The following is a 21,794-nucleotide window of genomic DNA, read 5'->3' on the forward strand; positions in this document are numbered from 1 at the left end:
GGCTCAGAAGCGGACGTAGACGTTCTTCTGCTGGGTGTACTCGGCCAGTTCCTCGATGCCCTCCTCACGTCCGACGCCGGAGTTCTTGACCCCGCCGAACGCGGTGCCGGGGAGGTGGGAGGAGCTGGCGTTGACCCAGACGTAGCCCGTGCGCAGGTCGCGGGCCGCGGCCAGGGCGGTGTGCAGGTCCTGGGTCCACACGCTGGCGGTGAGTCCGTAGGGCAGGGCGTTGGCCTCGCCGACGGCCTCCTCGTAGCTGTCGAAGGGGGCCGCCACGAGGACCGGCCCGAAGATCTCGTCCGTGAAGAGGGGACCGCCCGGTCCGCCGGGTGCGGAGAAGAGGGTGGGGCGGACGTAGTAACCGGGGCGGTCGGGGAAGGTGCCGCCGGCGACGAGGTCGAGGGCCGGGTCGGCGAGGCCGGCCCGGACGTAGGAGGAGACCTTGCTGTAGTGGGCCGCCGAGACCAGCGGACCGATGTCGGTGCCGGTCTCGGAGGGGTCGCCGATCCGCAGGTCGTCCATGCGCCGCCCCACCTCCCCGACCACGCGCTCGTACAGCGACTGGTGGACGAACAGCCGGGAGGTGGAGCCGCAGCTCTGGCCCTGCCACTTGAAGTTCATCCCGGCCATCACGCCGTCGATCGCGGCGCGCACGTCCGCGTCGCGGAAGACGATGATCGGGTTCTTCCCGCCGAGTTCGAGGGTGACCGTCTTGACGGCGGCGCTCGCCGCGCGCGCCTGGACGCGCCGTCCCGTGGCGGACGAGCCCGTGAAGGCGATGCGCGGGACGTCGGGGTGGGTCACGAGCCGTTCGCCCGCCACGGACCCGAGCCCCGGCACGATGTTGAGCACCCCCGGCGGCACGATGCGCGCGGCGATCTCGCCCAGCCGCAGCGCCGACAGGGAGGTCACCTCGGCGGGCTTCAGGACCACGGCGTTGCCGGCCAGCAGCGGCGCGGCGACGCGGGCCGCCGCGAACATCAGCGGGTGGTTCCAGGGGACGATCCGCCCGACCACGCCGTAGGGGTCGCGCAGCGTGAAGTCGAACGCGTCGGGGTCGGCCATGGGGACGGTCTCGCCGCGCAGTTGCAGGGCCAGGCCCGCGAAGTAGCGCAACTGGGCCACGGCCACGCGGAAGTCGTCCCGCATCACGCCGATGGGGCTGCCGTTGTCGATCGTGTCGATCCAGGCCAGTTCCTCGCCGTGCGCCTCCACGGCGTCGGCCAGCACGTTCAGCACGGCGGCCCGGTCGGTGATCGACGTCGCGGCCCACGCCGGCGCCGCGTCGCGGGCCGCGTCGACCGCGGCGTCCACATCCGCGCAGCCCCCGAGGGGCATGCGCGCCACCACCGTCTCGTCCGCCGGGTTGATCACATCGAGAGTGCCCCCCGAGACCGCGTCGGTCAGTTCCCCGCCGATCAGCATGTGCCAGGGACGGTCCACGATCTCGCGCGTGCGGGGCCGCGCGGCGAGGGTGCCCTGCGGATGAGTCAACCACGAAGTACGCATACATCCCATGTTTGCACCATTAGGGGATATATGCGCTAATATTTTGGATTCGTTCCAGACAACCCTGCCGCCGTGGCGGGCGCACGGGCCCCGGTGCACGGCATCGCCCCTGGTGAGCGGGGTGCGCACCGGCGGCCCCGGCGCGGGCGCCCGCCTCCTCAGGCGCTGTAGAAGTTGCGCTGCCAGCGGTGCCGGGCCAGTACGCCGAGCTGTCCGGAGTCCAGGGCACGGCCGTCGCTCACGGCGGCGTTCCGCTCGACGTTGCGCACGGAGCGCATGCCGGGGATCACCGTGGAGACCGCCGGGGAGCTCAGGACGAAGCGCAGCGCCGTCTCGGCGAGCTCGTCGCGGCCGATGCCGAGGTCGGCGACGATGGCGTCGACGTGCCGCTCTACCTCGGCGGGCCGGTCGCCGCGGAAGTAGCGGTTGCGGAAGTCGCCCTCCGGGAAGGTGGTCCCGGCCGTGACACCGCCGGTCAGTCCGCCCTCGTCGAGCGCCACCCGGACGATCACGCCGACGCCGTGCTCCTGGCACGCCGGGAAGAGGGCGTCCGCCGGGGCCTGGTCGAAGATGTTGTAGATGACCTGCACGGTGTCGACCACGCCGCTGCGCACGAGCGCGAGCGCGTTGGCGGGCTCGTGGTCGTTGACGGAGACGCCGAAGAGGCGGATCTTCCCCTCCCGCTTCAGATCGGCGACCGTCTCCAGCCAGTCCCCGCGGCCCACCCACTCGTCGCTCCACACATGGAACTGGAGGACGTCGAAGTGGTCGAGGCCGCTCGCCCGCAGGCTGGTCTCCAGGCTCTCCCGGATGTGTGCCCCCGGGAACGCCTCCGCGGGGTCGACGCCGTCCGGCGCGGGCCACAGGCGGTTCATCGGCGGGACCTTCGTGGCCACGAGGATGTCGTCGCCCGCACCGGCCCGCCGGCGGACGAACCGCCCGACGATGCGCTCGCTCTCGCCGTAGCCGCGGGCGGTGTCGATGAAGTTCACCCCGAGGTCGACGGCCCGGTCCAGCGCCCGCACGGACTCGCCCTCGGTCGCACCCACCCAGGCCGACTCCCCGATGCCCCAGGCTCCGTAGCCGATCTCGGACACCCGAAGCCCGCTGCGTCCCAGGTCCCTCGTACGCACAGTCGTCCTCCCGCGGATGCCGCCGTGGCGGCGTGATCGATCCCCGTCGGCACGACGATAGGCGATCACGCGCGGGGCGGGCGGAGCGGTCCACGGCGGACCCGCGGACCGCCAGGCGGACCGGGGACGACGGAATTTCCGGAACACTGCCATCGGCTTGATCGCCCTGACAAGATGAACCGGCGGCAGCTTCCCGCCAGGTGTCGTGAGAACGACACATGTTCACGCTTCCGGCGCACGGAGAAGGATCATGCTCGAATCGATCGGCCTGAGCCGGCAGGACGAAGCGGTCTACGAGATCCTCATCCGCCGGACCCGGGCCACCGCCGCCGACCTCGCCCACGACGGCCATCTCTCCGTCGCGGTCGCCCGGCGCTCGGTGCAGTCGCTGGTGGCGCTCGGCCTCGCGATCCGCGCCCCCGGCCGTCCCGTCACCTACGTGGTCGTCGCCCCGGACACCGGGCTGGAGGCGGTGCTGCGGGACCGGGAACGCTCGCTGAGCGAGGTGCGCGCGCAGGTCGCGGGCCTGATGGACGTCTACCGCGCCGCCACCCGCTTCGTGAACCCCGACGACCTCGTGGAGGTCGTCTCCGGGCGCGAGGACGTCAACCGCCGCTGGGCGCACATGCAGCAGAGCACCCGCACCCAGGTACGCGGCTTCGACCGGCCCCCGTACGCGGCGGTCGAGGCGCACACCGAGCCGAACCGGGACGAGCTGGCGCTGCTGGACCGCGGCGTGGCCTACCGCGTCATCTACGACAGCACCGTGCTGTCGCTCCCCGGCTGGCTCGACGACGTCACCGTCGGCATACGCCACGGCGAACAGGCGCGCATCGCCCCCGGCCTGCCCATGAAACTGGCCGTGTCGGACGACCGGCTGGCCATCATCCCCCTGCTGCGCCCCGGCGACAACGCCGTGACCGCCTCCTACCTCATCCACCCCTCGCCCCTGCTGGACGCCCTGATCGCCCTTTTCGAGGCGCTGTGGGACCGCAGTGTCCACGTCCGGGCGCACGAGGGGGTCACGACGGAGGACGGCCAGGAGGAGCTGTCGCCGCAGGAGGCACGGCTGCTGACGCTGCTGGCGGCGGGCGCCACGGACAAGGCGGCCGGGCGGGCGATGGGGTGGAGCGAGCGGACCGTGCAGCGGCACGTCACCAAGCTCATGCAGCGCTTCGGCGCGCAGACCCGCTTCCAGATCGCCATGGAGGCCACGCGCCGCGGCTGGATCTGACGATCCGTCAGTACCGGCGGTCCGTGCAGGCCGAACATCTGGTGTCACGTGCCCCCAGATGGGTGTAGCCTCGGGGGGCATTGCGGTGCACCACCTGACAGACCGCGCAAATCGCCGCCGGAGAGGGCTGGATCCGCCCCCGCGGCGGCCTCCAAGGCGCAGCGCCCCCTGCCGCGCAGCGGGTCGCTCGTACGTCCGTCGCGCCGTCGCGACGCGCCGGACCACCATCGCGCACGCGCCCCCGGCGCCGGCGCCGCGGAACGCCCGCGGCCACGGCGCGGGATCGATCAGGGGACGGCCCTCCCGGTCGCCGCCCCGGAAGAAGTGCTTTGCCATGACGTCCTTTGCCATGCCCGTGAACGAGAACCGCCTGTTCGTCGGCGGCCGGTGGACCGCACCGTCCGGCCACCGCACCATCACCGTCGCCTCGGCCAGCACCGGCGACCGCCTGGGGGCCGTGCCCGAAGCCGGCCCTGCCGACGTCGACCGCGCCGTCCGCGCGGCCCGCACCGCCTTCGACGCCCCGGACGGCTGGCCCACCTGGGAACCCGAGCGCCGGGCGGCCGCCATGGTCCGGCTCGCGGACGAGCTCGCCTCCCGGAGCGAGGTGACGGCGATCAGCGTCAGCGCGCAGAACGGCATGCCGATCTCCGTCGCCCGCGCCTACGAGGGGTCGGTGCCGGCCGCCCTCCTGCGCTACTACGCCGCCCTGGCCACCGCCGCTCCCGCCGAGGAGTTCCGGTCCGGCCTGCCCCGGGGCACAACCGAGGTCCGCCGGGAACCGGTGGGCGTGGTCGCCGCCGTCATGGCCTGGAACTTCCCGCAGACCGTGGGGTTCTTCAAGATCGCACCGGCGCTGGCGGCGGGCTGCACGCTGGTCCTGAAGCCGGCCCCGGAGACCGTCCTGGACTCGGTGCTGCTGGCCCAGGCCGTCGAGGCGGCGGGCCTGCCCGAAGGGGTCGTCAGCATCCTTCCCGCCGGGCGCGAGACCGGCGCCTACCTGGTCGCGCACCCGGGCGTCGACAAGGTCGCCTTCACCGGTTCGACCGCGTCCGGGCGCCGCGTCGCCGCCGCCTGCGCGGCACTGCTGCGGCCGGTGACCCTGGAGCTCGGGGGCAAGTCCGCGGCCGTCGTCCTGGACGACGCCGACCTCGGACAGGACACCGGGGAGCGCTTCGCCGCCAGCCTGCTCAACAACGGCCAGACCTGCTTCGCGAGCACGCGGATCCTCGCGCCCCGCAGCCGCTACGCCGAGGTCGTGGACGTCTACACCACGATGGCGCGCGACGCGCGGGTGGGCGACGCGCTCGACCCCGCCACGCAGATCGGCCCCCTCGTCAGCTCCCGGCAGCGGGAGCGGGTGGAGGGCTGGATCGGCAAGGGGCGGGCCGACGGCGCCCGGCTCACCACCGGCGGGGGCCGGCCGCCCGGCCTCGACCGGGGCTGGTTCGTCGAGCCGACGGTCTTCGCCGACGTCGACAACTCCTCGGTGATCGCCCAGGAGGAGATCTTCGGCCCGGTCCTGACGATCACCCCCTACGAAGACGAGGACGACGCCGTACGCCTCGCCAACGACTCCGCGTACGGGCTCGCCGGCACCGTGTGGACCACCGACCTGGAGCGCGGCGCCCGCGTGGCCCGCCGGATCCGCACGGGCACGATCGGCCTCAACGGGTACCAGCCCGACATCGCCTCGCCCTACGGCGGCGAGAAGAACAGCGGACTCGGCCGCGAACTGGGCCCCGAGGGGCTTCAGGCCTACCAGCGGCTGCAGTCCGTCTACCATCCCTGACCTCGCCGGCACCGGCGAGCAGCGCTGCCGAACGGATTCGGCGCGGGCATCGTGTCCTCCTGTGCAAGCCGTACGACGAGGAGGCCCGTCCGATGTCCACACCGCCCACACCGCCCACACCGCCCGGCGCCGCGGCCGGCACCGTCCTGTCCCTGAACGAGGACCCGGCCGCCGTGCTGGAGGCCGCCACCTGGGCCATGGCCGCGATGGTCGGCACCCTGCACGACGCGCTCACCACGCCGCTCGCCGAGGTGCTGGCCGCCGACCCGCACCGCACCGCCGTCCTGGAGCAGGCCGGGCTGGTACGCCGGGAGGGCGACGCGCTCGTCCCGCACCCGTCCCTCGTCCCGCCGGACGGTCCGACGGCCCGCAGCGCCGTGGAGGCCCGCCTCAGCTCGCTGCGGCAGGCGGTGGCCGCGGCGGCGGGCGAGACCTCCGGCGGCTGGGCGGCGCTGGACGACCGGGTGCTGCTCAACCAGGGGCGCGCGTCGGCCGCGGTCGGCCGCGCGCTCGGCAGCCGGATCGTGCCCCAACTGCCCGGCCTGGGCGACCGCCTGGCCGGCGACGGCGGCCGCATCCTGGACGTCGGCACAGGGGTCGCCGCACTGGCCCTCGCGCTGGCGGAGGCCTTCCCCCGCGCCCAGGTCACCGGTATCGACGTCCTGGAACGCGCGCTGGACCTGGCGCGCGGGGAACTGGCCGGGGCGCCGCAGGAGACCGCGAGCCGGGTCACCCTGCTGCTCCGCGACGTCGCCGACACCTCCGAGCAGACCGCGTACGACCTGGTCTGGCTGCCCGCGCCCTTCCTCTCGGAGGCGGTCCTGGACACCGCCCTCCCCCGGCTGACCGACGCGCTCGTGCCCGGCGGCTGGCTCGTGGCGGGCGCCGGCTCGCCGGCGCCCGACGGGCTGCGGGGGGCGGTCGGCCGCTGGAACGCCGCGCGCAACGGCGGTTCCGCGTACGACGCCGACCAGATGGCGGCCGTCCTGACCGCCCAGGGCCTGGAGGACGTCCGGCGCTTCCCGACCGTCCCCGGCGGCCCGGTGCTCGTGGCGGGCCGCCGCCCGCAGTAGCCGCTGGGCGTACCCCCAGGTGCGGTGCATCGCAAGGCGGAGAGTCGTCCCGTGACAACTCCCCCAGGCCGGAGGCTGGGGGAGCGTCGCGGGATGGGGGCGCCTCCCCACGTGGCTGGGCAAGGCCATGTGACGACGGCACGGTCTAAGGTGACCGGCATGACGGCCCAGGGCGAGGCGGCGGACGGCGAGGAGCCACTGACGGGCGGGGTCATGAACGCGGGCGCCGTGTTCCGCCGCGGTGCCGTGGTGGAACGCCCGGCCCCGCGCACCGCGCGGGCCCTGCACGCCCACCTCCGCGCACTCGTGGACCGCGGTTTCGACGCGGCCCCGAAGCCCGTCCGGCTCACCGGCGACGGCCGCGAGCAGCTGACCTGGATCCCCGGTGACGTCGCCCTGCCGCCGTTCCCCGGCTGGGCGACGACCGGGACCGCGCTGCGTTCCGTGGGCGGCCTCCTGCGGCGCCTGCACGACGCGAGCGCGGGCATCCCCGTCGACTCCGGCGCCGAGTGGCCCCGGGACCTTGCCGACCCGGAAGGGGGGACGATGCTGTGCCACAACGACGTGTGCCCGGAGAACGTCGTCTTCCGGGACGGCCGTGCCGCGGCCCTGATCGACTTCGACCTGGCCGCCCCCGGCAGGCCCCTGTGGGATCTCGCCATGGCCGCCCGCTACTGGGTGCCGATGCTCGATCCCGAGTCCGCGGCGGCCCACTACCCCGCCGGACTGGACGCCCCGGGCCGGCTGCGCGTCCTCGCCGACGGCTACGGCCTCACGGCACAGGAGCGCGCCGCACTTCCCGCTCTGGTCGAGGCGGCCACCGCCGTCTGCCGGGCCTTCTCCGTCGGCCGCGCGAACGACGGAGACCCCGGTTTCGTACGGCTGCTGGCGGAGCGCGGTGGCACGCGGCGCTGGGACCGTGTGCAGGACTGGCTCGTGGGCCACCGCGGGACGTTCACGGCCGCCCTGCTCGCCTGACCGGCCGCGGCCGGGAACGCTACCCCGTGGTGCCGAACGTGATCCGGTAGTAGCAGGCCCCCTTGCACGACATGGTCGCCGAGTCGTCGAAGGCGTAGGAGTAGGCGTAGGGGGCGGCCTTCTTGAAGACGCGGGTGTAGTCGACCGGCCACTTCGAGGGCACGCAGTTGGTGCGGCCCGCCCACGTCCCGCGGCAGCAGTAGACGTCGCCGCCGAAGGCCGCGCAGGGCGGCTTGCAGCCGATGACCTGGCCGCCTGCCTTGGCCTGCATGGCGCTCGGGCAGTCCACGGGGCTGGTGCACGTACCGCGGTAGCAGCCGGAGGCGCTGACCGGGTCGGTGCTGGTGGTGTGCGAGATGTTGATGTACATCGGCAGGTTGGAGCCGTCGACCATGCTCACGTCGTAGAAGTCCAGGCCGGCGTACGCGTCGAAAGTGAACTCACCGAGCGTGGTGGGCGGGTTGGGGCCGTTGCACACGGTGGTGCAGTCACCGGTGCGGCAGGCGCTCGCGGCGGTCGTGGCGCAGCCCGTGCGGCCCCAGATCCGTCCGCCCCACTTGTTCCCCACGGTCAGCGTGGTGCTCTGCCCGGGGGCGAGCCTGCGGCCGTCGGGGTAGGCCGGGGAGTCGGTGACGACGGCCCAGACCGTCTCCTGCGTCCGGTTGACCACGGTGATCGACCTGCTGCCGGCCGGGACCGCCGCCCGGGACGTGCCTGCCCGGGGCGGGGTCTTGGCGGTGGGGGTGGGCCGGGTGCTGCCCTTGGCGGAGGGGCTGGGCGAGCCGGAGGGCCGGTGGCTCGCCGAGGGGGAGGCCGGGGGCGACGCGGCCGGACCCGTCCCTCCGGCGGTCGCCCCCGGGGAGGGGGCGGCGGCCGCCGCCACGTCCCGTACCGCCGCCCGCGTCGCAGGGGCGTCGCCCGTGCCGAACTGGGTGAGGGCCCCGTAGACGGCGAGAACCGTCACCGCGACCGCTGCGGCCCCGAACACCCACCTCCGCCCCTGCGGGGACTTCGCGCCGTGCCGACCGCGTCGTGCCATCCTTGTGCCCTCCTCGTCCTCACCTGGTGCGTGCGCACGTATCGGGGACCGCGTCCGGGGGCGTCCGACAACACAAATCCGTGCGGGGATCCCGCGGGATTTGCGTTGTCCTGGCCGCGGCCGGCCGTCTCCTGTACGTGCAGGCATTTCCGTCCGCCCCGCGCACGGGCCGGACGGGTCAGGGCAGCGAGACCAAGTGCCGCGCCACGGGGCGCCGGTACGAAGGGAAGAGTGGAGTCACATGCGCAAGACCCACCGGAGCGGACCCGGCGCCGGGGTGGTGACGGCGGCACGCGCGGGCGACCCGCGGGCACTGGACCAGCTGGTGGCCGAGTGCCTGCCGCTCGTCTACAACATCGTCGGCCGGGCGCTGAACGGCCACGCCGACGTGGACGACGTCGTACAGGAGACGCTGTTGCGCATGGTGCGGGGGCTGACGGAACTGCGGGACCCGGGGGCGTTCCGCTCGTGGCTGGTGGCGATCACGATCCGGCAGGTCCGTGATCACGCGCGGCTGCGCGCGACCGCCCGGGACCGCAGCGCGGACCTGGCGGCCGCCGAGCAGATACCCGACCCCGGCCTCGACTTCGCCGGGCTGACGATTCTGCGGCTGGGCCTGACCGAGCAGCGCCGCGAGGTCGCCGAGGCCACCCGGTGGCTGGACGAGGACGACCGGGAGCTGCTGTCCCTGTGGTGGCTGGAGGAGAGCGGCGAGCTGGACCGGCCCGAACTCGCCTCCGCACTGGGCCTGTCGGACCGGCATGCCGCGGTGCGGGTGCAGCGCATGAAGAAGCAGATGGAGGCCGCCCGCGTGGTGGTGCGGGCCCTGAACGCCGTGCCCCGGTGCGCCGAGCTCCAGGCGCCCGCCGACAACTGGGACGGCGTACCGAGCCCGCTGTGGCGCAAGCGCTTCGCGCGGCACGTGCGCGGGTGCCCGGTGTGCGGCGGGATGGAGGAGGGCCTGTTCCCCATGGACCGCCTGCTGAGCGGGCTGCCGCTGCTGGCGGTGCCCCCGGCGCTGGACCCGGCGCGGGTGGTCGCGGCGGTCGCGCGCGAGGCGGGGACGCCCGCCGCGGCCCCCGCCGGCCCGGGGTCCTCCGGTGGTCCGGGGAGCCCCGCGGGACACCGGGCGGCAGGCCGCGCTCGGCACTCGCACCGGGCCGCGCGGCCCGCGTCGCGCGTGTTCAGCACGCCCGTCGTCTCGGGGGCCGCGGTCGCGGCCGTGGTCACGGTGGCGCTGGTCGCCGCCGGGCTCACGGCGAACTCGTCGGACACCCCGCAGAAGGCCGCGGCGCCCGCCCGCTCCGCCCCCGTCGGCACGCCCACCGCCTCACCGCGGCCCTCCGCGCACTCCGCGAGCCCGTCGCCGTCCGTCAGCGCCTCGAAGTCGCCGGCGAAGAAGAAGGCGACGCCCAAGCCCACGCACAAGGCACCCGCCGCCCCGCCCGCGGTGAACGTCGCCTCGACGTCCAAGAAGGGCGTCGGGGTGTGGACCTTCCCCGGGGTGAGCAAGGCGCTGGCCGCGTCCGGCGCGAGCTGGTTCTACACCTGGTCGACACAGCACTCGGAGGTGACGAGCCCGCCCTCGGCCGGATTCGTCCCGATGATCTGGGGGCGCGACTCCGTCACGCCGCAGAACCTGTCCCAGGCGAAGTCCCAGGGCCCGTACCTGCTGGGCTTCAACGAGCCGGACATGGCCCAGCAGTCCAACATGACGGTGGAGCAGGCCCTTTCGCTGTGGCCGCAGCTCATGGACGCGGGCAAGGTGCTCGGCAGCCCCGCGGTCGCCTATGGCGGCGACACCCCCGGCGGCTGGCTGGACCGCTTCATGTCGGGGGCGAAGGCGAAGGGCTACCGCGTCGACTTCATCACCCTGCACTGGTACGGCGGCGACTTCCGCACTCCCGAGGCGGTCGGGCAGCTGACGTCCTATCTGAACGCGGTGCACCAGCGGTACAACAAGCCCATCTGGCTCACCGAGTACGCCCTGATCGACTTCTCCCACGGCACCCGCTTCCCCACCCCCGACCAGCAGGCGGCCTTCGTGACGGCCTCCACCAAGGCACTGGAGGGCCTGCCCTGGCTCCAGCGCTACGCGTGGTTCGGGCTCGGGGCCGACGCCGCCAAGCCGAGCAGCGGCCTGTTCACCGATGGCACGACGGCCACGGCCGCGGGCCGTGCTTTCCAGGCGGCGCACTCATAACACCCCGGACGGTCGGCTGATTCACAGCGGTATTTAATTTCCCGGCCGCTTGGCCCTGCTCTTCCCCGTCTTCCCCCTATCGGAAGCCGGGACATGTCGGGAATGCCGTTCCGGAAATGCGTGCTTGCGCCACCGGATCGGCCTCGGATAACTTGTCGACGCATCAACAGGCGGAGTTCAGGCCGGAGATGATCTCTCCGGCCGCTCCGGCACGGCCGGAAACCTTCGTCGCGCGAAACCGTCAGTATTCGGGCAGGGAATTCTTGCGAAAAGAAACCCCTGCCCCCTTTCATGTCGAGGAGTTCTCGTGCGCAGCCTGAGGTCGGCGAAAAACATTCCCGCTGGAACGGCGTCCCGCACCCGGCGCCCCGGCCGTCTCCGTCTGGGGGCCGTCGCGACCGCCCTGGGCGCGATGGCGGTCCTTGCCTTCCCCGCCGAGGCCAACGCCTCCGTCCTCCAGCTCCTGCCGCAGAACGCGGACGGCCTGGAGCAGTCCTTCTCCCCGGCCTACGACTACGACGGGGACGGCTGCTACGCCACGGCCGCCATCGGTGCGGACGGCACCCTCAACCCCGGCCTGAAGCTGGGCGGGGACGTCAACGGGCACTGCCACGACTACGCCCAGCTGGCCAACGCCAACACGTACTCGCGCGAGAAGTGCAACAACGACTGGTGCGCCGTCGTGTACGCCAGCTACTTCGAGAAGGACCAGGCCACGCTCGGCCCCGCGGCCATCGGCCACACCCACGACTGGGAGCACGTCGTGGTCTGGATCCACAACAACCAGGTCGAGTACGTCGCGGCGTCGCAGCACTCCGGCTACCAGATCGCCGCCCGCTCCGCGATCCGCTTCGACGGCACCCACCCCAAGATCGTGTACCACAAGGACGGCGCCTCGACGCACTGCTTCCGCTTCGCCAACACCAACGACGAGCCCGCGGAGAACGCCACCGGCGGCTGGTTCTTCCCCCGTCTCGTCGGCTGGGCGGGCTACCCGGCGGGCTACCGCGACAAGCTCATGAACGCGGACTTCGGCGCGGCCACGATCAAGATCAACGACGCCCGTTTCAACTCCACCCTCGCCAACGCGAAGCCGTCCGGCATCCCCTTCGACCCCAACGCCTGATCCGCCGTCGCGTGCGGTGCCCCGCCCGGGGCGCCGCACGCGAGCCCGATCGGCGGCCCCTCTCATTCGCAGAGGTGCTTGGGCTCCGTCGCACCCGGCCGGGCCAGGAACCGCACCCGGTGCCCCTCGTCGTCGGTGAACACGGCCTCGCTCGGCGAGACCACGGTCATCGTGCCCTGGTGCAGGGGATTGTCCCAGCCCGCGGGCGGGTTGCCGGAGCCGTCCGAGAGCGGGCGCTCGGCCTCGAACCACGCCGAACCGATACGGACGTCGTCGATTCCGCAGTGGGTGTAGAGCTCGAACGGCATGGCCCGCGGCACGGCTGCGCCGGTCGCCGCGGCCGTCGGTTCGTGTCCGGCGGTACGGCGCGGCCGGTCGCCGTCACTGGTGCATCCGGTGAGGACCGCGGTGGAGAGTGCCGCGGCAAGGACGAGATACGGGATTCTGGGATTCATGGCGCTTTGACGCCCCGGTCCTGGTCCCGGTTCCGGGCCGGGCGCGGTCAGGCGCGGGGCGGCACCTGCCCGTGCGGCAGCAGGACGGCGCGGCCGTTCGCGGTACCCGTCGCCTGGCGGTGCCATGCGGCGGGCAGGTCGTCGAGCGGAACCCGTTCATGGGCGACGGTGAGCCCGCCCTCGGCCGAGCGGCGGGCGATCTCGACCAGGGAGGCCGCCCGTTGGGCCGGGGTGAGCTCGTTGTTGGTGTACCCGAGGACACGCAGGGAGCGGCTGCGCAGCGTGCCGGAGTCGAGCGGGCAGGTCTCGGCTGCGGAGCTGCCCAGATTGACCAGGCGTCCGCCGCTGCGCAGGGTGCGGGCCGCCGCCGCGGCCGGCGGGCCGAAGAGCGGGTCGATGACCAGGTCCACGGGCCCGTCCGCCGCGGAGGCGATCCGGGCGGCCAACTCGCCCACGTCATCGGTGTCGAGGACGACGACGGCGTCGGCGCCCACGTCTCGGGCCCGCTCCCGCGCCGCTGCGGAGCGGGCGGCGGCCACCACACGTCGGGCGCCGGCGGCCCGGGCGAGCTGCACCGCGGCCTGCCCGACCGTGCCCCCGGCGCCGAGGACGACCACCTGCTCCCCCGGGGCCAGTTCGCCGCGCCACGTCAGCGCCATGTGCGCGGCGACCGCGGACAGGCCCAGGGCGGCGACGGCCACCGGGTCGGCGCCGGGCGGTAGTTCGACCAGCGCCTCCTCGGGGACCGCCGCGAACTGGGCCATGCTGCCGTCCCCGGGTGCCATGCCCGCCGCCGTCGGGAACCAGACCGTGCGCCCGGCGTGCAGGCCCACGCCCTGGACGCCGGGCACGTACGGGGTGCGCGGCCGGCCGAAGTACGAGGTGCCGCTCGCGCACAGCAGGTCCAGCGGCGTCAGCGGCGCGGCCCGCACCTCGACCAGGACCTCGCCTTCCCCCGGCCGGGGCGGTTCCCGGTCGGCCACCCGGGGCGGCCGGCCGGGCTCGGTGATCTCCGCCGCCCGCATCGTCATGTGGTGATGTCGGGGTAGGGCAGCGTCATGTGCGACAGCCGCCGGGCGTACTCCTTCTGGAACTCCAGGGGGCCGTGGTCGCGTTCGAAGATCCCGATGAACAGCGTGATCGTGAGGAAGGGGTGCGCCCCCAGCTCGAACAGCTTCGGGTAGTCGTGGGTGGACAGCGCCTCGCGCTCGGTGTCGTCGAAGCTCAACCACGTCGAGGCCTCGCCGTGCAGGCAGTTGAGGATGCGATTGGCGTACTCGTCCTCCCACGTCCGCACCGTGGCCGCCGGCTCCTCCCGGTAGCGCTCCAGCAGCTCCGGGTCCCGGTCGACGGTGTAGAGGAACTTGTTCAGCAGGTACTTGCTCACGAGCGGCCTCCGCGCGGGTACCAGGTGAAGTAGGCCTCCATGGTGTGGAACAGGTCGAACGTGTCGGTGTAGTCGGCCTTCCGGCCCTCACCGGCCACACCCATCATCAGCATGAAGTCCATGAAGCCGTGGGTGGCGTTCCCCGGCAGGTGCAGGCTGTCGAGGGTGACCTCGGCGAGGCAGCCCTCGATGTCCCCGGACGCGATCCACTCGACGGCCTTGCGGTCGAACTCCGGGTCGGGGCCGTGCGGCCCGAACTGGCGCGGTCCGCCGAGCTCCAGTGACAGATGGCCGGTGCCGACGACCGCGACCCGCTGGTCGCCCGGCCAGGACTCGATGAGCTCGCGTATCGCCCGTCCGAGCTGCACGAAGCGCTTGGGCTGCGGCAGCGGCGGGGCGAAGATGTTGGTGTAGATCGGCACGATCGGCAGGTCGTTCTCCGGCCGCAGCGTGATGATCGGGCACGTGATGGAGTGGTCGATGCGCATCTCGTTGGAGAACGCGAGGTCGAAACCGAGGTCGAGGCCGCCGCGCAGCACGTGCGAGGAGAGGTCCTCGTGGCCCTTCAGCAGCATGCGGGGCAAGCCGAACTCGCGTTCCTCGTTGTAGAAGTTCGCGTCGTAGAAGGGCGCCTTGCCCACGAGGAACTGAGGCATGTTGTCCAGCCACAGCTGGTGGAAGTGGTCGGATCCGACCATGACCAGCACATCGGGCCGGGCGGCGGTCAGTGTCCTGCGGAACGCCTCCACCTTGCGCACCCATTCGTCGGCGAAGGGCGGCCGGTCCTCCCCGGTGGCGTTGCTCGCCCGGTAGTAGAACGGGTGGTGGGTGGACGCGATGACCGCGACCAGCTCAGCCATGCGGACCTCCGTGGGTCTCGTCGGCGGGTGAGTGGGGATCGGGTGCCACGGACCGGTTGTTCAGGTCCACGGACAGGAAGATCTCGTTCGCGACCGGGTGGCGCAGCTCCTCGGCGAGCTGCCCGATGAGCCCGGCGGTACGGGCCAGCAGGGCGAAGCCGCGCAGCAGTTGCAGGGGCAGCCCGAGGTCGGCGAGCGCGGCACCGCACACCCCGGCCCCGTTGAGCGGCAGCGTCCTGCCCAGCACCTCGGGGTGGACCCGGCCGATGGCGGCGAACAGCGACAGGTGGGGGCCGACGAGCCCTTCCTCCTCGGCGATGTTGAAGAGCCGGGGGGTGCGGGGGTCGCCGTTCTTGTGCACGTGGTGGCCGAGGCCGGGGACGAAGCGCCCCTCGGCCCGCCGGGCCCGGACGGTGGTGAGCGCCAGCGCGTCCCAGCCGGCGTCGTCGGTGGGCCGGGGGCCGTCGAGGGAGTCGAGGACGTCGTGCAGGAAGCGGCCGCAGTCCTCGGTGACACCGAGAAACCGGGAGCCGCCGCCGAGCAGTCCCGCGGCGAGCGCGCCCTGCACCGAGTCGGGGGCCGACAGGTACGTCAGCCGGGTGACGATGGCGGTGGGGGTGAAGCCGTGGTCGGCCAGGGCGGCGAGCACCGCCTCGAAGACCCGGGTCTCCCCCGCCGTGGGCCGGCGCTGGGTGGCGAGCCAGAAGGCGAGTTCACCGAAGCCGACCTTGCCCATCACGTCCTCGGCCAGGTCCTGGCCGAGCAGGGTGATGGACTCCGTGGACGAGGCGCCGAGCGCGGTGGGGTACGTGGGACGGCCGGGGTGGTCCGGCTGCCCGCCGGGGCCCGTCACCGCTCCTCCCCGGAACCGGCCGCGTCCACGCCCTCGCCCGGTTTGCTCAGCCAGGCGCGCAACTCGTCGCCGTGCTCGTCCAGTTCGGGTGGCGGCAGCCGGTAGCCGGCCGGGGTGCGGGAGAAGCGGATCGGGTGCCGGGTGGTGGGCACCGCGCGGTCGCCCTCGCCGACCTCGACCACCGGGTCCAGCCCGAAGCGCTCGGCCATCGCGAACCCGCCGTCGATGGTGTTGATGGGCCCGCAGGGGATGCCGGCCTGGACCAGCAGCTCGAACCACTCGTCCGCGCCGCGTTTGGCGAGCTGCCCGACCAGCAGGGGCCGCAGTTCCTCACGCCGCTCGGTGCGGTCGGCGTTGCGGGCGAAGCGCGGGTCGTCGGCGACCTCGGGGATGCCGAGGATCTCGCAGAGCCTGCGGAACTGGCCGTCGTTGGCGGCGGCCACGATGAGGTCGTTGTCGGCGGTGGGCAGCGGCTCGTACGGGAAGACGCTGGGGTGCGCGTTGCCCATCCGGTAGGGGACCACGCCTCCGGCGGCGTAGGCGGAGCTGTGGTTGACCAGTCCGGTGAGCGCCGAGGACAGCAGGTTGACCTCGACGTGCTGGCCGTTCCCGGTGGTGTCGCGGTGGCGCAGCGCCGCGAGGATGCCGATGACCGCGTGGTTGCCCGCCATGACGTCGAAGACGGAGATGCCGGCGCGGTAGGGCGGTCCGTCGGGGTCGCCGGTCAGGCTCATCAGCCCGGAGATCGCCTGCACCATCAGGTCGTAGCCGGGTACGTTCCGCCCGGGGCCGGTGCCGAAGCCGCTGATGGAGGCGTAGACGACGCCGGGGTTGGCGGCGGAGACCGAGGCGAAGTCCAGCCCGAAGCGCTCCAGGCCCCCGGGCCGGAAGTTCTCGATCAGCACATCGGCGCGGCGGGCGAGTTCCCGGGCGGCCGCGGCGTCGTCCGCGTTCCGCAGGTCCAGGGCGATCGAGCGCTTGCCGCGGTTGACGCCCAGGTAGTACGTCGAGACGTCGCCGCGCACGGGGGGCATCCACGACCGGGTGTCGTCGCCCTGGGGGCTCTCCACCTTGACGACATCCGCGCCCATGTCCGCCAGGAGCATCGAGGCGTAGGGGCCGGCCAGGATCCGGGAGAAGTCGGCGACCAGCACACCGGCCAGCGGCCCTGCCTGCGGCGGCTCGGGTGGCAGGTGGGTGTTCGGCATAGGGGTGGGCCTCCATGTCCGCGAAGCGGACGACTGTCCGCTGATGCGATTCTGGCACGTCACCCGCCGACGTCAAGAGCGTCCGGCTCCCGAATACCGCGGCGCCTCCCCTCGCCTCGCCTCGCCTCCGCTCACCCGCTCACCCGCTCACCCGCGCGGCCTGCGTCACGTGCGGAACGGTCTCCAGCCGGGCGAAATCGGCACTGATCTCCCCGGCGGCCTGCAGCAGCAGCGGGAGATGGTGGTCGAGCAGGTGCTCCACGGACGTCTCGGCGGCGTGCGTGTTGACGTTGAACGCGGCGACGACCCGGCCGGTCCCGTCACGCAGCGGCACCGCGACCGACCGGATACCGCGGGCGAGTTGCTCGTCGGTCAGCGCCCAGCCGCGGGCCCGCACCTGGCGCAGTTCCGCGTCGCGCTCCTCGGGTCCGGGCCGCCAGCGCGGCTCCAGCCCGGACCGGCTGGGCTCCGCCAGGACGCCGTCGACCTCCCCGGGCGCCAGCGCCGCCAGCAGCACCTTGCCGAGCGAGGTCTGAAGGGCCGGGAAACGCGTCCCGATCTGCACGGCCAGGGTCACGATCTTCGGCACGGCCACCCGGGCCACATAGACGATGTCCGGGCCGTCCAGCTGCGCGACGGAGCAGGACTCCCCGGTGCGCCCGGACAGTTCCTCCATGTGCGGGCGGGCCACGTCCCAGAGCCCCATCGACCGCACATAGGCCACGCCCAGTTCGAGCACCCGGGGGGTCAGCACGAAACCGCCCCCGCCGGACGCGGCGCGCACATAGCCGAGTTCCTGGAGGGTCAGCAGGATGCGGCGGGCCGTCGGGCGCGCCAGGCCGGTCGCGGCGGCCACCTCGCTCAGGGACATCGCCGGCCGGTGCGGCGCGAAGGCCGTGATCACCTCCAGGCCGCGCGCGAGCGCCTCGATGAAGTCGGGTCCGGTGCCCTCGCGTGGCATGTCGCCTCCAGCTGACGTACGGGATCGGTGGGCGATCCACGGGAACGGCCCAGCCTAGCGTCCGGCAGGCGGACGCGAGTTCGGGCCGGTATCCGGGCCGTCGGCGGACCGGATGCCCACCGTTTCACCAGGTCGCGAGGGATTCCGGCCCTCCTTGCCGCGCAGGCGTCCGGTCGCCCGCCCGATCACCTCCACCAAGGCTCCGGCAGGCGGACATGATGCGCAAGAGCGCCGGAAGAAGCGCGCGGCGACGCCGCGCAACAGGTGCCGACAGATTCCTTGACACCACCGGCACACAAGCTCACAGTGACAGAAATTCCAAGTGACCGCTTGCCGGACGGAAGTCCGTTGATCGGCCACGGGCGGCTGCCTGCCATGCCGCACCCCTGGCGAGGAGTGGAGTTCGACGATGAACGAGCAAGCGGAGTTCCCGCCCGGACGACCCGTCCTGCTGCGCGGCGGCACGGTCCTGCCGATGGACGACCGGCGGCAGGTGCTCCACGACACCGACGTCCTGGTCCTGCGCGACCGGATCGCCGCGGTGGGGCCGGACCTCGCCGCCCCGGACGGCGCCGTCATCCTCGACGCCACCGGCGGCATCGTCATGCCCGGCATGATCGACACCCATCGCCACATGTGGCAGACCGCCATGCGCGGTTACGGCGCCGACTGGACGCTGACCCAGTACTTCGTCTGGTACTACCTGGAGTCGGGCCGGCTGTTCCGTCCCGAGGACATCCACGCGGGCAACCTGCTGGCGGCCCTGGAGGCCGTCGACGCGGGCGTCACGACCGTCGTGGACTGGTCGCACGGCCTGCGGACCGTCGACCACGCCGACGCGGCGGTGGACGCGCTGCGCTCCGTGCCGGGCCGCTTCGTGCTCGCCTACGGCAACATCCAGCAGCCCCCCGCCGAATGGACCGCCGCCCCGGAGTTCCGCGACTTCGTGAACCGCCGGATCACCGGCGACGACATGCTCGGCTTCCAGCTCGCCTTCGACGTGACCGGCGACCCGACCTTCCCGGAGAAGCCCGCCTTCGAGGTCGCCCGGGACCTCGGGGTGCCGGTGACCACGCACGCCGGGGTGTGGGGCGCCACCGGCGACGACGGCATCCGCCTGATGCACGACCACGGCTTCATGACCGACCGCACCGTCTACGTCCACGCCGCCTCGCTGTCCGCGGACTCCTACCACCGCATCGCGGCAACCGGCGGGTCGATATCGGTCTCCACCGAGAGCGAGCAGAGCGCCGGCCAGGGCTACCCTCCCACCTGGGCCATCCGCTCCCACGGCATCCCGGTGTCGCTGTCCATGGACACCAGCGTGTGGTGGAGCGGCGACCTGTTCTCCGCGATGCGCACCACCCTAGGCGCCGACCGCGCCCGCGAGCACCACGAGGCGCACGCCAAGGGCGAGACGGTCACGCACTGCAGCCTGCGCGCCGACCAGGTCGTGGACTGGGCCACCCGCGGCGGCGCCCGCACCCTCGGCCGGGACCACGAGCTCGGCAGCATCGAGCCCGGCAAGAAGGCCGACCTCGTCCTGATCAAGAACGACCACTCCCCCGTGTCGTTCCCGCTGCTCAACCCCTACGGCCATGTGGCCTTCCAGGCCCAGCGCGGGGACGTGCACACCGTCCTGGTCGACGGCCGGGTCGTCAAGCACGAGCACCGGCTGGTCGGCGCCGACCTCGCGGCCGCGCGCCGCGAGGTCGAGGGGACGGTGGAGTACCTGCGCTCGCAGCTCGGCGAGGACGGCTGGGCCCGGGGCATGAATCCCGACGTCCCCGAGACCAAGATCCTCGACAATCCCTACCAGTACACGGACTACCGCAGCGGCTCCACGCACAGCCGGGCCGAATGACACCCCGGCCCGAGGGGCCCGCCCCAAGGCCCTGACCGGGCTGCGGGCTGCCCGGCCGCCGCCCGGCCGCCACCGGCGCGGCGGCCGGGTCAGGCGGTGTCGACGGTGGGCGAGTAGAGGTCCATCCACAGCGCGAGGTCGAGGACGCGCTCCAGCCCGTGCCGGGCGGCCTGGGTGTGCTGCGGGGCGTCGTCCTTGACCGCGCGTTCCAGCCACGCCTTGCTGACCAGGTCGAAGACCGGGTGCGAGGGCTTGGACAGCAGCTCCTTGCCGTTCTGCCGCAGTGCCACGGCGTACCCCGGGTCCTGCGTGGAGGGGTAGGGGCTCTTGACCCGGTCGTACACGGACCGCGGCAGCAGGTCCGCGGTGGCCTCGCGCAGCAGGCTCTTCTCCCGGCCGTCGAAGGACTTCAGCGCCCACGGGGTGTTGTAGACGTACTCCACCAGCCGGTGGTCGCAGAACGGCACCCGGACCTCCAGGCCGACCGCCATGCTGGCCCGGTCCTTGCGGTCCAGGAGGATGCGTACGAAGCGGGTGAGGTGCAGATAGCTGATGCCCCGCATCCGGAACTCGAAGTCGCTCTCGCCCTCGAGCCGTTGCACCCCGGTCATCGCCTCGCGGTAGCCGTCGTGGACATAGCCCTCCAGATCGAGGGCCTTGGACATCGACTCGGTCAGGACGTTGCCGTCGTCCCCGAAGTGCTGGGCGAAGTGCACCAGCCAGGGGAACGTGTCGGCCCGGCGGGCCTCCTCGTCGAAGAACTGCTGGTAGCCGCCGAAGACCTCGTCCGCCGACTCCCCGGACAGGGCGACGGTCGAGTGCTGCCGGATGGCCTTGAACAGCAGGTAGAGGGAGCTGTCCATGTCGCCGAGCCCCGCGGGGATGTCCCGGGCGCGGATGACCCGGGCGCGCACCTCCGGGTCGGCGAGCTGCTGGGAGTCGAGCACGATGTCCTGGTGCTCCGTGCCGGCCAGTGCGGCGACGTCGTGGACGAACGGCGTGTCGGGAGTGGCCCGCAGCTCGTCCGGGACGAAGTGCTCGGTCTGCCCGACGAAGTCGACGGCGAAGCTGCGCACCTTCTCGCCCACGGCGGCCAGTTGGCGTGCGGCCAGCGCGGTCATCGCCGAGGAGTCCAGCCCGCCGGAGAGCAGGGTGCAGCGCGGTACGTCGGCGACGAGCTGGCGGCGGACGATGTCGTCGAGCAGCTCGCGCACGCGGGCGATCGACGTCTCCTTGTCGTCGGTGTGCCGCCGGGTCTGGAGCGACCAGTACACATGGGTGCGCAGCCCGCCCCGGTCGACCGTCACCACGGTGCCGGGCTCGACCTCGCGCATGCCGTCCCACACCGCGTGGCCGGGCGTCTTGACGAAGGCGAACAGCTCGCGCAGGCCGTCGAGGGTGACATGCCGCGCGGCGAGCGGGTTGGCGAGGATCGCCTTGGGCTCCGAGCCGAACAGCACACCGTCGTCGGTCGGGTAATAGTAGAAGGGCTTGATGCCCATGCGGTCACGGATCATGACCAGCTTCTCTTCGCGGCTGTCCCAGATGGCGAAGGCGTACATGCCGTTCAGCCGTTCGGCGATCCCCTCGCCCCACTCCAGGTAGCCGTGGAGCACCACCTCGGTGTCCGAGGTGGTGGTGAAGCGGTGGCCGCGTGCGGCGAGTTCCTTGCGCAGCTCGGTGAAGTTGTACGCCTCGCCGGAGTACACCATGACCGCCGTCCCGCCGTCGGGGTCGTCGGCGGCCATCGGCTGCCTGCCGCCGGGCAGGTCGATGATGGCGAGCCGGCGGTGTCCGAGCGCGGCGGGCCCCTGCACCCAGGTGCCGCGGGCGTCCGGCCCGCGGCAGGCCATCGTCTCGGTCATCGCGTCCACTGTGGCCTGCTCGTTCCGCAGATCCCGCTCGAACGAGACCCATCCCGCGATTCCGCACATGCGTGTGCCTCCGGCTCTGCCGTGCCTTCGTGTTCCGTCGCTTCGCGGCCCGGGGTCCCGCCTGGCGACTCCGCGCCGGGAGCACCATCACTGGGCGTGATGTGTATTAAGCACCTATATGTCAGAGTTTCCGTCGGCCGGAGCCATTCGTCAAACGCCGCGCGCGACAGCCGTCAGCGGTCGGC

General features: G+C 72.9%; 18 protein-coding genes. 7 read left to right on the forward strand and 11 right to left on the reverse strand.

All coding sequences use genetic code 11. From position 1 onward, the window contains the following. Positions 1 to 3 precede the first annotated feature (3 nt). Positions 4 to 1,509 (reverse strand): aldehyde dehydrogenase family protein, encoded by a 1,506-nt coding sequence (locus ACIP9H_RS36750; protein ID WP_401583683.1) that lies wholly within the window; start codon positions 1,507 to 1,509, stop codon positions 4 to 6. 158 nt (positions 1,510 to 1,667) lie between these two features. After that, positions 1,668 to 2,642, reverse strand: a complete 975-nt coding sequence (locus ACIP9H_RS36755) for an aldo/keto reductase (protein WP_401583685.1) — start codon at positions 2,640 to 2,642, stop codon at positions 1,668 to 1,670. Between the two features lie 250 nt (positions 2,643 to 2,892). On the opposite strand from ACIP9H_RS36755, the gene ACIP9H_RS36760 reads away from it, so the two are divergent. The 4 genes from ACIP9H_RS36760 (at position 2,893) to ACIP9H_RS36775 (ending at position 7,719) form a co-directional block, all read left to right on the forward strand. Beyond that, complete coding sequence (locus tag ACIP9H_RS36760; RefSeq protein ID WP_401963343.1) at positions 2,893 to 3,876, forward strand: LuxR C-terminal-related transcriptional regulator; 984 nt, start codon at positions 2,893 to 2,895, stop codon at positions 3,874 to 3,876. A gap of 349 nt (positions 3,877 to 4,225) precedes the next feature. Beyond that, positions 4,226 to 5,668, forward strand: a complete 1,443-nt coding sequence (locus tag ACIP9H_RS36765) for an aldehyde dehydrogenase (protein WP_401583836.1) — start codon at positions 4,226 to 4,228, stop codon at positions 5,666 to 5,668. A gap of 92 nt (positions 5,669 to 5,760) precedes the next feature. Further along, positions 5,761 to 6,741: a class I SAM-dependent methyltransferase gene (locus ACIP9H_RS36770; RefSeq protein WP_401583687.1), complete on the forward strand. Its 981-nt coding sequence runs from the start codon at positions 5,761 to 5,763 to the stop codon at positions 6,739 to 6,741. A 159-nt stretch (positions 6,742 to 6,900) separates the two neighbouring features. Further along, on the forward strand, positions 6,901 to 7,719 hold the full coding sequence (locus tag ACIP9H_RS36775; protein ID WP_401583689.1) for a phosphotransferase: 819 nt from the start codon (positions 6,901 to 6,903) through the stop codon (positions 7,717 to 7,719). A 19-nt stretch (positions 7,720 to 7,738) separates the two neighbouring features. Here the strand turns inward: ACIP9H_RS36775 and ACIP9H_RS36780 are convergent, their stop codons facing one another. Continuing rightward, positions 7,739 to 8,758, reverse strand: a complete 1,020-nt coding sequence (locus ACIP9H_RS36780) for a thaumatin family protein (RefSeq protein ID WP_401583691.1) — start codon at positions 8,756 to 8,758, stop codon at positions 7,739 to 7,741. A gap of 241 nt (positions 8,759 to 8,999) precedes the next feature. On the opposite strand from ACIP9H_RS36780, the gene ACIP9H_RS36785 reads away from it, so the two are divergent. Continuing rightward, positions 9,000 to 10,961, forward strand: a complete 1,962-nt coding sequence (locus tag ACIP9H_RS36785) for a sigma-70 family RNA polymerase sigma factor (RefSeq protein ID WP_401583693.1) — start codon at positions 9,000 to 9,002, stop codon at positions 10,959 to 10,961. 412 nt (positions 10,962 to 11,373) lie between these two features. Next, complete coding sequence (locus ACIP9H_RS36790) at positions 11,374 to 12,087, forward strand: NPP1 family protein (RefSeq protein WP_401583839.1); 714 nt, start codon at positions 11,374 to 11,376, stop codon at positions 12,085 to 12,087. Between the two features lie 62 nt (positions 12,088 to 12,149). Here ACIP9H_RS36790 and ACIP9H_RS36795 read toward each other — a convergent pair whose 3' ends face one another. From ACIP9H_RS36795 to ACIP9H_RS36825, 7 genes are all read right to left on the reverse strand, one after another. After that, the gene (locus tag ACIP9H_RS36795; RefSeq protein WP_401963347.1) at positions 12,150 to 12,542 is read right to left on the reverse strand and encodes a hypothetical protein; all 393 of its coding nucleotides are present in this window, start codon (positions 12,540 to 12,542) and stop codon (positions 12,150 to 12,152) included. A gap of 47 nt (positions 12,543 to 12,589) precedes the next feature. Further along, positions 12,590 to 13,573: a zinc-binding alcohol dehydrogenase family protein gene (locus tag ACIP9H_RS36800; protein WP_401963348.1), complete on the reverse strand. Its 984-nt coding sequence runs from the start codon at positions 13,571 to 13,573 to the stop codon at positions 12,590 to 12,592. Then, the gene (locus tag ACIP9H_RS36805) at positions 13,570 to 13,929 is read right to left on the reverse strand and encodes a hypothetical protein (RefSeq protein ID WP_401963350.1); all 360 of its coding nucleotides are present in this window, start codon (positions 13,927 to 13,929) and stop codon (positions 13,570 to 13,572) included. Before ACIP9H_RS36805 ends, ACIP9H_RS36800 begins: the two co-directional genes overlap by 4 nt. Further along, entirely contained in the window at positions 13,926 to 14,789 is an 864-nt protein-coding gene (locus ACIP9H_RS36810; RefSeq protein ID WP_401963352.1) for an extradiol ring-cleavage dioxygenase, read from the reverse strand. Before ACIP9H_RS36810 ends, ACIP9H_RS36805 begins: the two co-directional genes overlap by 4 nt. Beyond that, on the reverse strand, positions 14,782 to 15,642 hold the full coding sequence (locus ACIP9H_RS36815; RefSeq protein WP_401583699.1) for a citryl-CoA lyase: 861 nt from the start codon (positions 15,640 to 15,642) through the stop codon (positions 14,782 to 14,784). The genes ACIP9H_RS36810 and ACIP9H_RS36815 overlap by 8 nt, the downstream gene beginning before the upstream one ends. Next, positions 15,639 to 16,850, reverse strand: a complete 1,212-nt coding sequence (locus tag ACIP9H_RS36820; RefSeq protein WP_401963354.1) for a CaiB/BaiF CoA transferase family protein — start codon at positions 16,848 to 16,850, stop codon at positions 15,639 to 15,641. The genes ACIP9H_RS36815 and ACIP9H_RS36820 overlap by 4 nt, the downstream gene beginning before the upstream one ends. Positions 16,851 to 16,989: 139 nt before the next feature. Continuing rightward, on the reverse strand, positions 16,990 to 17,811 hold the full coding sequence (locus ACIP9H_RS36825; RefSeq protein WP_401583702.1) for an IclR family transcriptional regulator C-terminal domain-containing protein: 822 nt from the start codon (positions 17,809 to 17,811) through the stop codon (positions 16,990 to 16,992). A gap of 409 nt (positions 17,812 to 18,220) precedes the next feature. On the opposite strand from ACIP9H_RS36825, the gene ACIP9H_RS36830 reads away from it, so the two are divergent. Next, complete coding sequence (locus ACIP9H_RS36830; RefSeq protein WP_401963356.1) at positions 18,221 to 19,675, forward strand: amidohydrolase family protein; 1,455 nt, start codon at positions 18,221 to 18,223, stop codon at positions 19,673 to 19,675. A gap of 89 nt (positions 19,676 to 19,764) precedes the next feature. Here ACIP9H_RS36830 and asnB read toward each other — a convergent pair whose 3' ends face one another. Then, positions 19,765 to 21,609 carry an asparagine synthase (glutamine-hydrolyzing) gene (asnB, locus tag ACIP9H_RS36835; RefSeq protein WP_401963358.1) on the reverse strand — a complete coding sequence of 615 codons (1,845 nt, stop codon included), beginning with the start codon at positions 21,607 to 21,609 and terminating at the stop codon, positions 19,765 to 19,767. Between the last annotated feature and the right edge of the window lie 185 nt (positions 21,610 to 21,794).

Source organism: Streptomyces sp. NPDC088732 (assembly GCF_044751205.1).
GTDB lineage: Bacteria > Actinomycetota > Actinomycetes > Streptomycetales > Streptomycetaceae > Actinacidiphila.

Coding starts and splice junctions, on each gene's coding strand:
- ACIP9H_RS36800 (WP_401963348.1), bottom strand. CDS start 13,573: ATGACGATGCGGGCGGCGGAGATCACCGAGCCCGGCCGGCCGCCCCGG.
- ACIP9H_RS36750 (WP_401583683.1), bottom strand. CDS start 1,509: ATGCGTACTTCGTGGTTGACTCATCCGCAGGGCACCCTCGCCGCGCGG.
- ACIP9H_RS36770 (WP_401583687.1), top strand. CDS start 5,761: ATGTCCACACCGCCCACACCGCCCACACCGCCCGGCGCCGCGGCCGGC.
- ACIP9H_RS36795 (WP_401963347.1), bottom strand. CDS start 12,542: ATGAATCCCAGAATCCCGTATCTCGTCCTTGCCGCGGCACTCTCCACC.
- ACIP9H_RS36780 (WP_401583691.1), bottom strand. CDS start 8,758: ATGGCACGACGCGGTCGGCACGGCGCGAAGTCCCCGCAGGGGCGGAGG.
- ACIP9H_RS36820 (WP_401963354.1), bottom strand. CDS start 16,850: ATGCCGAACACCCACCTGCCACCCGAGCCGCCGCAGGCAGGGCCGCTG.
- ACIP9H_RS36810 (WP_401963352.1), bottom strand. CDS start 14,789: ATGGCTGAGCTGGTCGCGGTCATCGCGTCCACCCACCACCCGTTCTAC.
- asnB (WP_401963358.1), bottom strand. CDS start 21,609: ATGTGCGGAATCGCGGGATGGGTCTCGTTCGAGCGGGATCTGCGGAAC.
- ACIP9H_RS36785 (WP_401583693.1), top strand. CDS start 9,000: ATGCGCAAGACCCACCGGAGCGGACCCGGCGCCGGGGTGGTGACGGCG.
- ACIP9H_RS36790 (WP_401583839.1), top strand. CDS start 11,374: ATGGCGGTCCTTGCCTTCCCCGCCGAGGCCAACGCCTCCGTCCTCCAG.
- ACIP9H_RS36775 (WP_401583689.1), top strand. CDS start 6,901: ATGACGGCCCAGGGCGAGGCGGCGGACGGCGAGGAGCCACTGACGGGC.
- ACIP9H_RS36760 (WP_401963343.1), top strand. CDS start 2,893: ATGCTCGAATCGATCGGCCTGAGCCGGCAGGACGAAGCGGTCTACGAG.
- ACIP9H_RS36825 (WP_401583702.1), bottom strand. CDS start 17,811: ATGCCACGCGAGGGCACCGGACCCGACTTCATCGAGGCGCTCGCGCGC.
- ACIP9H_RS36765 (WP_401583836.1), top strand. CDS start 4,226: ATGCCCGTGAACGAGAACCGCCTGTTCGTCGGCGGCCGGTGGACCGCA.
- ACIP9H_RS36830 (WP_401963356.1), top strand. CDS start 18,221: ATGAACGAGCAAGCGGAGTTCCCGCCCGGACGACCCGTCCTGCTGCGC.